Here is a 13,542-nt window from a genome sequence, read left to right as displayed (position 1 = left end):
TTGTGCCGGATTATGCTATCGGAGATATTCAGGGCTGCTATGATCCCTTAATGCGATTACTAGACAGCATTCATTTCAATGAACGGGCTGACCGGATCTGGCTGGTTGGCGATTTGGTTAATCGCGGGCCTGAATCACTCAAGGTGCTGCGCTTCATAAAAAATCTTCCCCTAAAACCAGTGATTACCCTTGGCAATCATGATTTACATCTTCTGGTGAGACTCTTTGACCAGCAGCAGAAGAAAATTAACGCAGATGATACACTTCATGCGATTCTGGCAGCCCCCGACCGTGAAGAACTGGGCGATTGGTTGCGCCAGCAGTCCATTCTCGTGCACGCGCCGGACCTGGATATAGTGATTTGCCATGCAGGCATTGCGCCCCTGTGGGATCTCGATACCGCGAAGCGGCTTGCGGCAGAATTGGAACAGGTGCTTCATTCACCTGACTATAAGCAGTTTCTCGCAGCAATGTATGGCAATGAACCCAGCTTATGGCAAGATGACTTAATTGGAATGGACCGTTTGCGGGCGATTACCAATTATTTTACCCGCATGCGTTTCTGCGACAAAAATGGGCGCCTTGTCTTAAATTATAAAGGCACAATAGCCCAGGCCCCTGCAAACCTGATACCCTGGTTTGCTGTTCCCCATCGCATCCCCATCGAAGCGCAGATCGTCTTTGGCCACTGGGCCGCACTAAGAGGTTATTGTCCCGTGCCTCGCATCCATGCCATTGATACAGGCTGTTTATGGGGAGGCCAGTTGACTGCATTACGGCTACAGGATAAAAAACGTTTCGCAGTGTCCGGGCAATAACCCTGAATCAGGCCGAAGCCCCCGCGGCCAGCCCTTCGAATCCCGCGGCAAAGCCCCTTCGAATCCCCGCGGCTGCGACCGCGGGGCCCATGTCTGGTAGTCGAAAATGCTCTCCGAGAAATCCAATATTGCCGAAAATAGCAGTTAAAAGTACTTAGGAACAAATCTTTCAAACATTATCCTTAAATTAGTAAAACCGATATTCTATATAGGCTTCGTGTGGGCCCCGCGGTCGCAGCCGCGGGGATTCGGAGCGGAAAAACATTTGTGTAGATAGCTATGGGTCGCAGTCGCGGGGATTCGAAGGGGCTGCGCCGCGGGGATTCGATAACTAATGCATTGGTGTAAATACGTCATCCACAAATTTAACCGGTAAAATCCCACCCTTCTTGATGCGAGCCAAATCAGGATTAAACTTCAGGTTTTGAAAAACACTATCGATAGAACGTAAATCCAGGAGCAAAGGAATCAGCTTGCCTTGCGGCTGATGGGTGCTAACCAGATAATCACCTGTAGTCAGAATTAAGGGCTGTGGATCATAATCCACATCAATCTTGACACTGGTAAAAAAATCCTGGATCGGCGAGTAGTGAATGGAGAGCGAATGAACCACTGGATTGATGGCAATCACCTCTTTACTGGCATTCATTTTTTCGACTTCAATGTTATGCTTTTTTAGTAGCTCAAGCGCTCCTGTTTCACTGCTTTTAATCAGGTATGCATCCGGCATCAGAATAGTTTCATCAATTTCTATAAAATCAAAATTGGCAAATGCACGATGAACTTCCTGTAAATTATCAGCGCGGCGCAATGACACCTCTGCCCTTGGCTGCTGCATATTCAAACTATAATGATAGGCGAGATAGCTTCTATAGTTTATGGGATAGTTTTTCCACTCATTGCGGGCCTGCTGGATAATTGACTGCAGCGCCTGTTTGTTTTTCTCGATAACGGTGAGGAAGCTTAAAACGCTAATGTATTGTTTATCCCGGCGCGCCTTAATATTCCCAGGGGTCTCATAATGCCCCGTTTTTGAATCCAGGCGGTTTTCAACCAGTACAGAGAAGATACCCTGAAGCGCACTATAATTACGCATATTGCTTACCCTTAAACCGCCATGGCTAACCGGTTGATTCAGCTGCAGAATCTCTCCTCGATAATGCTCACTGCGTAAACCATACCCTTCACTGGTTTTAAGTAATTGCGGTAATAAAACCTGGCTGCTGAATTTTTGTAATTTTTCATTAATATTGGGATTATTTCCTATCTCATATTGCGCTTCGGCATTAACATAAAAACCTTCTTTAAGCGTAAGAATTTTCTTTTTGGTGGACGATTCATGCAGATCGAGCAAGGCATCGATCTGATAGTTTTTAAGCAGGTTTATAAAAATTCGCGTTTCTGGGTAGGCAAGGCGGGTGAAATCGACATTCAGATTCCCATTCTGAGCATTGAAGCGGGAATTATTATCACGGCCATCAGGATTGGCATTAGCAATGATCATAAAATTAAAATCACTAAGCAGGCTTGCCCGCTCTTTATTTATTGCCAGTTCCAGCGCTAATTTCTGCAGAGCCTCGCATCCTGAAGGTTCTGTCCCATGCTGGGATCCAAGGAGCAAGACGGTCAATTTACCAGATTCATGCTGGCCGCTTTGCAAAAATGCAGGGGAATTAGAGACTAGCAAAGCGGAAATGGGCCGCCCGCCAGCGGATGTCCCCAAATGAAGCAGCTTCATTTTCGGGGAAATGCTGGTAAGTTGCAGAAGAAATTTTTCAATTTCTGCGCTATCTGGCAAGCTGCGGAACTCACTGGACTCCAAGGGGGTCAGGAGTTGCACAGGGTTCATTTTTGCCATCAGCGGATCCAGGCAAAGCAGCAACATCACAAAAACTGCCAGGCATTTCTTCATCATATCAATCCAAACCTTTTTCTTCTTTTAAGCAATTTCTATGCCTTTCAAATAAGTTCACCATCCCTTGATTTGCCCCTTGCCTCCCTATACCCCCCGCCTGCGTATGCCCCCCGCCTACTTACTGCGGCTTGTCCGCAGTATCCATAAATGCTTTCAGAAGCGTTGGACTGAGCACCAGAATAACTTGGATACTGCGAACAAGTCGCAGTACGTAGCAATATGAGTCGCAGTTTGCAGGCCAGCAAACGTTTTTTTTAAACGGACTAGAATTTATGGCTACTAGTAGCCTACACTAATTTTAATGGCATCAATAAGTTAGCGCAGGGATTAGACAATGGATTTAGTTAAAATATTAGAGTCTTCATCGCTGTTTTCCGCTTTGAACAAACGCATTCTATGGCGGATCGCTGATTTGGCGCAGGAAAAAACCTATCTGGAGGGCGATTATTTAATCCGTGAAGGGGAATCCGCCCAGTATTGCTTCATCATTGTCTCTGGAACCGTCGAAGTCTTCCGTGAGATGAACCTCCCCGATAAACTATTTATTGCCACATTGGGCGAAGGGGAAATTCTGGGGGAATTAGCGATTATCGATGGCCTTCCACGCTCTGCCAGTGCAATTGCCCTGGAGCTTACCAAAACATTGGCTATATCCGCCTGGGATTTTAAGGCCCAAATTCAGGCCTATCCTGAAATAGCCTTGCAATTATTACCCGTCATCGCGAGGCGTCTGCGCGATGCCCAAAATCAATTAACCAACATGAATGCATAATATGGATACAGAAAAAAAGCCAATTGTTTTTCGGCAAAGCGCCCTGGAGCATCTTAACCGCCCAGTGATGCTTGACGATGCACTGCAAGTGGTCTCGACCCGGAATTGGCTTATTCTGCTGATTTTATCGCTGCTGTTACTGGCCTTTATATTCTGGTTATTTTTTGGAAATATTTATCTGCGCGTCCAGGGGAATGGCATGCTGCTCAGCCTCGATAGCTCTGTCGTTTCGGTGCAGTCCTCTGAACAGGGAGGAATCGTTAAACAGATTTATGTCCATCCGGGTCAACGCGTCCATAAGAATATGTTACTGGTAAGAATGGACAGCGATTTGGCATTACAGCTTCAATTACAGAAAAATTATTTAATGCAGCTTAAAAAACAGCAAAGCGATCTCACCGAGCGTGCCAAAACCATCCTGGTAAATCTTGAAACAAGCCAAAAACAGCAAATTGAAAAAATTAATTCGAGTCTGGCCGCCGCCCAGCAAAAATTAAAGCAACTTGAAAAAATGATGGGCTTGAAGGAGATAGCCTTTAAGAAAGGGATCCTTGATCTACCCAACATTACTGAAACACGAATTGAATATTATCGCCTGCTGCAGGAAATTCGCTCCCACGAGGCGGATCTCATTTCCATGCAAGCCAATCTTGTCGATCTGAAAGATAAATGGCGGGAGCGAAAACTTGAGATGGATATGACCGTGCAGAAAGCAGAGTATGATTATAACCTTGCCCAGAAACGCTGGGAGATAACCCAGAATATTCTTAGCCCCGCAGATGGCATTATTGCCGAAATTAAAGTGAAGGAAGGCGACCTGACCAAACCAGGAGAACCTTTACTCACTGTTGCGCCGGCTGAAAGCAGCCTCTATGCCCTGATTTTCATCCCGGCAACCAAAGGGAAGCTGCTTAAAATTGGCATGACCGCTCAAATTGCGCCCAGCACAGTCAATAAACTGGAATATGGCACCATAAAGGGCCGCGTGGAAACTATCTCCCTGCTTCCGGTAACCGCAGAAAATATGATGACCCTGTTGAGGAACCAGGACCTTGTCCGCTTTTTTAATGGCCCGACCCCGCTGATCGCGGTCAAAATCCTGCTTGATAAAAATGCTACGACTCGCAGCGGCTATGAATGGACGAGCTCAAAAGGGCCCAATGTTACCCTGACGCAGGGAACCGTGGTGGATGGCATGATTAATGTTGAAGCGAAAAAACCAATTGATTTATTTATCCATTTTGTTGAATAAGAATTATTAAGAAAATATGACAAAAGAAAAGCTACAGCAGGCGAAAGTCAGTACCCCAACCATTTTGCAAATGGAGGCTACAGAATGTGGCGCTACGTCACTGTCCATTATTCTGGCCTACTATGGAAAATACATTTCTGCAGAAGAAGCCCGGATTGCCTGTAACATTTCCCGTGACGGCACCAAAGCTATCAATATTGTGAAAGCAGCCCGGCATTATGGAATGGATGCCTTTGGCGCCAATGTTGACATCGATGAACTGAACAACGTCAAGGTACCCTTCATTGCTTACTGGGAATTTAACCATTTTCTGGTGGTAGAAGGATTTAATTCCAAAACCGTATATCTCAACGATCCCGCAACAGGACCCCGCAAGCTTGGCTGGGAAGAGTTTGGCAAGAGTTATACCGGTGTTGTGCTCGAAATGGCTCCTGGGGAGAAATTTGAAAAAGAAGGAGCTCCTGAACGATCTACCCTATCCCTCTTATTTGCCAAAATTGGCAATAATTACTGGCCGATGGCATTTATTATTTTGACCACCATAGCCCTTATCGTTCCGCAGATTGCCACCGCTATTTTCACCAAAGCATTTATTGATCATTTACTCATTGATAACCAACGCTCGCTGATTCCTGTAGTCCTGCTGGGCCTGGCGTTTACCACGCTTGCAGAAACCGCTTTCTCCGTGCTGCAATTCAGGGCGCTGCGGCGATTGCAGCTTAAGTTAAGTATCGTTAACTCTATTCAGTTCCTCTGGCATCTGCTGCATCTGCCTATTCGTTATTTCCAACAGCGGGCGGCGGGGGATATTGCGCATCGTAACTCGCTCAATGAAGAACTGGCCATCATGCTATCGAAAAATCTGCCCGCCCAGGTCGTCGGTATATTTGAAATGTTCGCCTTTGGCCTGGTTATTTTTATTTTGAGTTGGCAAATTGGCCTTGCCTTGTTTCTGATTACCTCGCTAAATCTGGTTTCGATGCTGGTGGGCAGACGCTTTCTTCTTGATCAGGGCCGACGTTATGCGCAAAATAAGGGAAAACTGGATGGCATCGAAGCGAATGGCTTCCAAATTATTGAAACCCTGAAAGTCGCAGCTCTTGAATCGCATTTTTTTAACCGCTGGCTTGCCCACTATACCGAATACCTGACTACAGAACAGCGCCTCCACTGGATTGGCGGCCTGCTTGGTCTTATCCCCAACCTGCTTGGCTTCTGGGCGAACATGATTATTATCTGTTATGGTGCATATCTGGTTATGGCCGGTGTGATTACCATTGGTTCGGTGGTTGCCATTCAGGCACTGCTCAGCAGTTTTCTCAAGCCGCTGTATGATCTGATTAGCTTTTATCAGCAGTTAAATCAGGTAAAGGGCGATATCATCCGCTTAGACGATGTGGTCAATGCACCTGCGGATGCTCATTTTAGCAATGCCCCATCCCTGAGCCAGGAACCGCCGCCGGTTCCTGACAATCAGCTGATCCTCCAGGTTAATAATTTGAGCTTCAGCTTTTCACCACTGGATCCGCCTGTGCTTGATAATGTTTCCCTGGAACTTCGCGCAGGGGAACGAGTCGCAGTGGTGGGCCAAAGCGGTAGCGGGAAATCAACTCTGGCGAAACTCATCTGCGGGGTCTATCAGGCCTCTGCGGGTAATATTCTACTGAATGGCTGTCCTATTGACCATCTAAGCCGATTAGCAATCAGCAAGCTTCTAGCGCAGGTTGACCAGAATATATTATTCCTCCCTGGAACCCTGCGCGATAATTTAAGTTTCTGGGACAAGACGCTAACGGATGAGAAGTTATACGAGGCTCTTAAAGCCGTTGAAATGGATGAAATCATCAGATCCCGTGGCGGCCTTGATTTGACACTTAATGAATCCGGCAACAATTTTAGCGGCGGCCAGCGCCAACGTCTTGAAATTGCCCGGGCCATTCTAAGACAAGCGCCGCTATTGATATTGGACGAAGCCACTTCTGCCATGGATACGGTACTTGAAAGACAGATATATCATAACCTCTGGGCAATGAATACCAGCTTACTGATTATTGCTCACCGCCTGAGTGCCATCCGCGATTGTAATCGAATCTATGTTCTCAAAGAAGGACAATTGGTACAGACCGGGACGCATGAGGAATTACTCAATCAGCCCGGCCTGTATCAGGAACTAATCAACCAGGAGATGGAATGAATCAGGATGAAGAACTGCCTCTTTCCAGTTTGCATTTACTGGAAGATGTATACAATGAAAAGGACAACCCTTATCACAGCGACAACATACTGGAAAGTTATTTTGCAGTTTGTTCCATGATTACCAGACACCTGGGGATAGAAATTCATAAACCGGCGCTCTCGTCCACCGAGCAGGTCGACCCCATCGATTACCTGACTTCAGTCGCAACGGCCAATAGCCTGCGCATGAGAAAAATTCGTTTAAAGCGCAATTGGTGGCACAGCGATATGGGACCTATGGCAGTTTTTTATAAAAAACAGTTCTGCGCATTAATTCCCGAAGGCAACAAAGGGTATCAACTGGTTAATTGCAGGACTGGAAAACAGGTCAGGATTACGCAGCTGAATCAGAAGGAGATTAAATCCGAAGCCTATTTATTTTATCCCACTTTGCCGCAGAGAAGTCTGTCATTGAGAGATATCTTTCGCTTTACCTTTAAAGTGTTAAAGAAAGATCAGGCGAAAATAATTATTTTTCAATTACTGATTAGCCTGAGCTTGCTTATAGTTCCAATCATGACCGGCGTGATTTTCGATGAAATTATCCCTTTTGCCAATCTTTCACTCTTAGGTCAGGCAGCCGTTTTATTAATTCTAACAAACGTTATTACACAGTTATTATACCTTTTACAGACCGAATCAATTATTCGGCTGCAAATTAAATCCAAGCATCGCCTGCAAGTGGCTATCATGGATCGGCTTTTGCGTTTACCGCTTTCCTTTTTCAATCGCTACAGCGCCGGTGAATTAAGTTACCGCTCAGGTATCATCAATGAAGTGCAGGAAATTTTAAGTGCAAATATTTTACGCAGTATGCTGGACGGCATGATGTCCCTGATCAATTTCTTTTTAATGTTTTACATTAACTCACTTCTGTCACTGGCTGCTGTTGGCATTGTATTGGTTATAACCATTACCAGTTTAATCTTTAACCGTATTATCTTGCGTCAGGAACGTCGGGTGATCGAGGCGGAGTCAACGCTTAGCGGTATTTTGCTAAGCATTATCAGTGCGATTGTGAAGCTGCGTATTGCCCACAAAGAGGATGCAGCGTTTACCAGCTGGAATAAACATTACGGCGAAAAGATGCGGGAAGAAAATCTCGCGCATAAGTATCAGAATCGCCTGGATATTTTTAATATCTTTTTTGGCGGCATCAGCACCTTAATTATTTATAGCCTGGTCATCTGGCAGAATAATGCTATCAGTTTTGGCCAATTCATTGTTTTTAACTCAGCCTTTATTCAATTTTTTGCCGCCTTCGTTTCCTTAAGCAATGTGGTGAGTGAAAGCCTGGAAATCATTCCTTTGTTCAATATGGCGAAACCTATTTTTTCGACCGAAACCGAAAAGGAAGAAGACAAGTCATCGGTTGAACTCAATGGCCATATCGTCATGAAAGATATTGTCTTTCGTTATCCCGATCATGAAGAACCTATATTTGTCGATTTTAATATGGAAGTCCAACCGGGTTCCTTCACCGCTATTGTCGGTCCCTCCGGCTCCGGCAAATCCACTCTTTTTCGCCTGTTGCTGGGCCTGGAAACAATTGAGTCTGGTGAAATTAAGTTTAGCGGTATCGATTTAAAAAATATTCATCTGCGTAATCTGCGCTCACAGATGGGGGTAGTCATGCAGGTTACCCGTCTTATCCCCGGAACTATTTTTGAAAATATTGCCGGCAATAACAATGCGCTCACCCGGCGCGAAGCCTGGGACATTGCCCGTGCAACCGGTCTTGAAACGCTCATCCAGGATTTACCCATGGGGATGGACACATTAATCAGCGACGGCATCCAAACCTTTTCCGGCGGCGAAATTCAGCGGATAAACCTGGCCCGTGCGATTAGTGTGAACCCCAAAATTCTGCTTCTCGATGAAGCCACCAGTGCGCTGGATAATAAGGTTCAGGCGCAAATTAACGATACCCTGGAAGCAATGAAACTAACCCGGATTGTTATTGCCCATCGATTCAGCACGATTATCAATGCGGATATCATTCATGTCATTCATAATGGACGCTGTGTTGAATCAGGCCATTATGAGGAACTCATGCAACGCCAGGGTTTGTTTCACAAGATGGCTAAGCATCAGCTATAGCGTGTTTGCTGGGCTATAAAGCCCAGCAATCCAGAATTATTTCAGTTTTTTAATACGCTGCGCTTCAATGACTAGTAATTTGAAATAATCATAGGACATATAAAAATCACCCCTGTCGCCGACTCTATCGCCCCAGGAGTTCCTCAACTTCAATAATCCGCGATGGCTCCCTTTCTTGTCGTCAACGGCAACCGCATTATCGTCGTAACCAATAATAACCATTTCATGACCGCCGAATTCAGGGTTATTATTGAGATCATCGGCAATTTCAGGCGAAATTACCCAAGTATCGAATTTCTGTTTAGTAGTACCGACGGCTCCCATGATTCCCTTGTCAAAATCCAGCAACAGAACGCCAAAGGTTACGCGGTCGCCTGCGTTTAATGCTTTTTTCACTTCAGCCAGAGTACGATTAGCATCCACATTTCCGGTAAAGGCATCAAAGACATCCAGAACAGGTGTCCAGGTCAACTGATTGTCATTCAAGGGTTCGCTTAATTGATGAAAGCTTTCCAGGGACATGGGGTTGCCAATGTTGGAATTATTGGTGGGATATTCGGTTAATCCACCACAGCCGAAACGCTTTTGCTTCTCTTTACTTACAAAGCCAAAGCTATCAATTTGTCCCAGCAGATAACGCCCCCAGGTTCCCTCCCAACCACTCATGCTATAACCGTTATCTGCCAGATATGCGCCCAGTTCAAGCTGGCATAATTGGCTGACGTAATCCCCTTTACCCAACGCCGCATCAATCGCCGCTGTGGTAGCGAAAGTCACACAGCTTCCATGGCTGCCCTGATTTAAAACAGGCGTATTATTCATGCCCAGATTTACAGCAGACTGTCCAGAGGAGCCAGCCGGAGCAAACTGTTTGCTCTGTGTCGATAAATTTTGAATCTGCTGGCTTAGGTAGTTTCTCCCCTGCTCCGATAATTCAATTTTCATCAAGCTGATTTCTTGCGGAGGAGTTGCATTCAGGCTGCGTGCCTTGCTGCTGGCGGGTATTTCTTTGGTGATGCTTCCTACAATTGACACATTCTGGGCAGCTAAAGTACTGCTTAATAGCAGAGAGACTGCAGCGAGCGGCGCATATTTCATATTTATTTCTCCAATATTCATTGAATAAACGGCGAAAGGATTTTACCATGTGAATTAAATTTAATCACTATGATTAAATGAGATAAATTAGTATCGCCCGAACTGGAGAAAACTTTAATTAGCAAGCGCCTTTGCGAGCATAGCACCAAGCAATCCAGATCGGGGCTTGAATGAGGCACCGAGTTCTTGGTTGCTTCACGTTGTTCGCGAAGACGGAGATTAAAAAGAACGCGTAAATCAAAACTTAACGCAAAAACATCTGGCGGCTAAACTTTACCCGCTCTTCCACTGATTCCTGACAGGCATCCGCCCTGGCTTCAATTGTGCGGTAACGATGTAAACCGCCTTCGCGATTGGCAATTTGAATATTCAAGCCCGGCCGGGCATTAAGCTCCAGCATTAAGGGGCCATGGTCTTTATCAAGAACAATATCAACCCCAAGATAACCCAGGCCAGTCAGCTCATAGCAACTGGCAGCAATTTCAAGGATCTTTTGCCAGTAAGGCACTTCAATGCCGACAATAGGCATCAAGGTGTCGGGATGAAAGTCAATAGCATCATTATGGAACACACCGCCCAGGGTTTTTCCTGTACCCAGATTGATGCCGGCGCCAATGGCGCCCTGATGTAAATTGGCTTTTCCACCCGATTGACGGGTTGGCAGGCGTACCATAGCCATTGCCGGATACCCCAGCAAGGTAATTATGCGGATATCCGGGATCCCTTCATAACTAACTTCTTTAAAAACGGGATCCACAACCACACGGTGTTCAACAATCGCATAATCCGCATGGCCTCCCAGACTATAGGCGCCGGAAAGCAAACAGGACAGATGATAATCCATTTCCTGATTTGTGAGCAGCTTGCCGTTAATTTGCCGGTAACGACCAAAAACCCGGTCGGTAATAACCAGAATTCCGTCCCCTCCAGCGCCATGGGCAGGTTTAATCACAAAATCCTTATACGGTGCGAGAATGGAATCAAGCTGTTTGATTTGATGCTCGGTTTCAATGATTTCATAAAGCTGGGGGACGGCAATGCCTGCAGCCACCGCCAAACGCTTGGTTTTCAGTTTATCATCGACCAGCGGGTAGCGCTTTCTATCATTATACTTAAGGACAAAATCGCTGTTACGCTGATTGATGCTCAGTACATGCTTGCGCTTAAGCCGCCGGTAAATCCCAAACATTAGTGTTCCCCAGCCAATACCTTGAAGCGAAATAACTCAAATAGGCGGTATCCGCGATATTGGCCAAAGAGTAAAATCAAAGCCAGCAGTACCAGCAGCAACTCAGGGAATGCAAAGACAAGGTATTGCACTGGCGGGTAGTTCATCGCACCAAAGGCAATGACTGCTGCTATCAGGCTTCCCGCCCCGGCTCTTATTGCTTCAGAAGCGCCTCGTTCATCCCAGGTAATGCACATTCGTTCAATGGTCATGGTTAGAATAACCATGGGGAATAAAGCAACCGACAAACCCGACTCAAGGCCGAGGTTCTGGCTCATAACGCTGACGAAAATCATTAGCATAATCACCACGGTAAGAATCGCGGCGAGGCGCGGCACTAGCAACAATTTGAGCTGATCCAGATAGAAACGCGCCAGTAAACCAAAGGAGACGATAAATACAAAGAGAAGGATCCCCCAAATTACATGGGTTTCACGAAAGGCCAAGGCAATTAAAACAGGCATGAAGGTACCAAAGGTTTTCAAGCCAACAAAATTACGCAACAACAAAATAATGAATGCCCCAATAGGCACAGTCAGTAAAATTTTATAAGTTTCCTGCACATTAACCGGTAGTTGCAGCAAAGAAAAGCGCAGCATTTGAGAATCTGTTTGCAAACCGCGGCTTTTGGCAATGGATAAGGCATTAATCGGCGTGGGTGAAACGGTGAGACTAAAACTGGGCTTTTTACCGCCATTCACTTCAAATAAGGGTTCTGAACCATATTGCCAGACTAAAAAGTTTTTTGGTAATCCGGTTCCGCCAGTGCGCGGATTGATGTAAAACCATTCCTTGTCATTATAAACCGCCATGAATAATTTAAATTCGGCCCGATTTTGCTGGTTAAGGTATATTCCCTTTACCGGCATCGCATAAATCTTTGCCTGGTTCAGAATCAGAATGGCTGCTTTAATCAGGCTGTCCTCGGTAAAATCAGTACCCACCAGTAATTTGGCATTGCCATCTTTCTTATTAAGTTCTTTTACAGTTTCCTGAGCAAATGTCTGAATATCTGCAGAGGTGGGGCGAACAATATTCGAAATGGTATCTACTGCTGATTTTTGAGTTTCGTCCAGTGCTTGTGCCTTGACCATGGGGGGCTTGGGCAAAATGGAGTCATTATTATCTGTTTCGCGGAAAATGGCACGATAATACAAGGACTGTGCACCATGCCCGCGGCGGAGCGACCAGACCGTCTGGCGGTTATAGCCTTTTAAATTGGTGGTTACCCCGTAATTATGAGAAACAAAATATTCATCGAGAATGGCATAATATGGCGGCAAGTAAGGAATAATAAAACTCGCCTTCACGGGCGTGTTTTTGTCTGCCGTAAAGCGCAGATTGGCTTCAACCATCCAACTGTTAACCGTTTCAGTATCCGTTAAGGGCACATCGAGAATAAAATGCCTATACAGAAAAAGACCCGTTCCTAATAGAAATAAAAAGAGAATTAAACCATACACATGGCGTTGCCTAGACTTCATCTTTTCCTACTTTACCCATTTTTATTTTAAACGCTGCGGACGGATCAACCAGACCGGAAAAAGCGTTGATGGCATCTCTACCCAAAAGAAGCGGATAAATGAATCGTTTTCGATTAGTCAGATTAACCGGAATGTTTTGCTCCACATTCCCCATACGAATACGCACCAATACGACTGGCCGCCTGATAGGCTCTATTTTACCGGCAAGATGCTCACCAGCCCTGACTTTAATTCTGACCTTGCCCAGATATTCAGCGATAAAATCAACATTTCCCTGCTTGCTGGGAACTGTGAATTGCAGATATTGTTTACCATCCTTAATAAGCGGTTGAATGTTAATTGCACTTAATGAAGCTGATTTTGCTCCCGTGTCTAGTTTGGCAGATACGAGGAGATTTTTATCAACCAGAAGGGCTTTTTCAACATAGCCATACACAATTTTCTTTTCAGCCGCCATGGAATAACCTGACATTAAGATAGACATCAACACACTGAAGAACCACGATCTCATTAATATCCTTGCTGTGAATAAAGAACTTGTCAATATAAAAAACAAGCCATTGAAACGTGTCTAAATGGTAGCACCTTTGCGTTTGCTCGCCCAGTCTTAGAATAAAAAAACCAGCTCTATGAGACGAGA

10 protein-coding genes are annotated in these 13,542 nt (G+C 45.4%); 5 read left to right on the top strand and 5 right to left on the bottom strand.

Features of this window, described 5'->3' with window-relative positions; all coding sequences use genetic code 11:
• The first annotated feature begins 2 nt into the window (after positions 1–2).
• Positions 3–818: a symmetrical bis(5'-nucleosyl)-tetraphosphatase gene (locus DYH42_RS00300; protein WP_058524254.1), complete on the top strand. Its 816-nt coding sequence runs from the start codon at positions 3–5 to the stop codon at positions 816–818.
• A gap of 331 nt (positions 819–1,149) precedes the next feature.
• Here DYH42_RS00300 and DYH42_RS00295 read toward each other — a convergent pair whose 3' ends face one another.
• Positions 1,150–2,733, bottom strand: coding sequence for a M14 family zinc carboxypeptidase (locus tag DYH42_RS00295; protein WP_083503161.1), 1,584 nt, complete (start codon positions 2,731–2,733; stop codon positions 1,150–1,152).
• A 334-nt stretch (positions 2,734–3,067) separates the two neighbouring features.
• Here DYH42_RS00295 and DYH42_RS00290 point away from each other — a divergent pair, with 334 nt between their 5' ends.
• Genes DYH42_RS00290 through DYH42_RS00275 form a run of 4 tightly spaced genes read left to right on the top strand, consistent with a single transcriptional unit; the run spans position 3,068 to position 9,092 of the window.
• The gene (locus DYH42_RS00290) at positions 3,068–3,505 is read left to right on the top strand and encodes a cyclic nucleotide-binding domain-containing protein (protein ID WP_058524256.1); all 438 of its coding nucleotides are present in this window, start codon (positions 3,068–3,070) and stop codon (positions 3,503–3,505) included.
• 1 nt (position 3,506) lies between these two features.
• Positions 3,507–4,757, top strand: a complete 1,251-nt coding sequence (locus DYH42_RS00285) for an NHLP bacteriocin system secretion protein (RefSeq protein ID WP_058524257.1) — start codon at positions 3,507–3,509, stop codon at positions 4,755–4,757.
• 16 nt (positions 4,758–4,773) lie between these two features.
• Positions 4,774–6,951, top strand: a complete 2,178-nt coding sequence (locus DYH42_RS00280; RefSeq protein ID WP_058524258.1) for a cysteine peptidase family C39 domain-containing protein — start codon at positions 4,774–4,776, stop codon at positions 6,949–6,951.
• On the top strand, positions 6,948–9,092 hold the full coding sequence (locus DYH42_RS00275) for an ATP-binding cassette domain-containing protein (RefSeq protein ID WP_058524259.1): 2,145 nt from the start codon (positions 6,948–6,950) through the stop codon (positions 9,090–9,092). The genes DYH42_RS00280 and DYH42_RS00275 overlap by 4 nt, the downstream gene beginning before the upstream one ends.
• 36 nt (positions 9,093–9,128) lie before the next feature.
• On the opposite strand, the gene DYH42_RS00270 is transcribed toward DYH42_RS00275, so the two are convergent.
• The 4 genes from DYH42_RS00270 to DYH42_RS00255 all read right to left on the bottom strand — a co-directional run bounded on the left by DYH42_RS00270 (position 9,129) and on the right by DYH42_RS00255 (position 13,413).
• Positions 9,129–10,190 carry a C1 family peptidase gene (locus DYH42_RS00270; protein ID WP_058524260.1) on the bottom strand — a complete coding sequence of 354 codons (1,062 nt, stop codon included), beginning with the start codon at positions 10,188–10,190 and terminating at the stop codon, positions 9,129–9,131.
• Between the two features lie 244 nt (positions 10,191–10,434).
• Complete coding sequence (locus DYH42_RS00265) at positions 10,435–11,379, bottom strand: alpha-L-glutamate ligase-like protein (protein ID WP_058524261.1); 945 nt, start codon at positions 11,377–11,379, stop codon at positions 10,435–10,437.
• Positions 11,379–12,902, bottom strand: coding sequence for an inactive transglutaminase family protein (locus DYH42_RS00260; protein ID WP_058524262.1), 1,524 nt, complete (start codon positions 12,900–12,902; stop codon positions 11,379–11,381). The genes DYH42_RS00265 and DYH42_RS00260 overlap by 1 nt, the downstream gene beginning before the upstream one ends.
• Entirely contained in the window at positions 12,892–13,413 is a 522-nt protein-coding gene (locus tag DYH42_RS00255) for an ATP-dependent zinc protease family protein (RefSeq protein ID WP_058524263.1), read from the bottom strand. Before DYH42_RS00255 ends, DYH42_RS00260 begins: the two co-directional genes overlap by 11 nt.
• Positions 13,414–13,542: the final 129 nt, after the last annotated feature.

Origin of the sequence: Legionella birminghamensis (assembly GCF_900452515.1) — a bacterium.
Lineage (GTDB): Bacteria > Pseudomonadota > Gammaproteobacteria > Legionellales > Legionellaceae > Legionella_C > Legionella_C birminghamensis.
The sequence above is the reverse complement of the archived record's forward strand: the minus strand, read 5'-3'. Positions and strand labels throughout refer to the sequence as shown.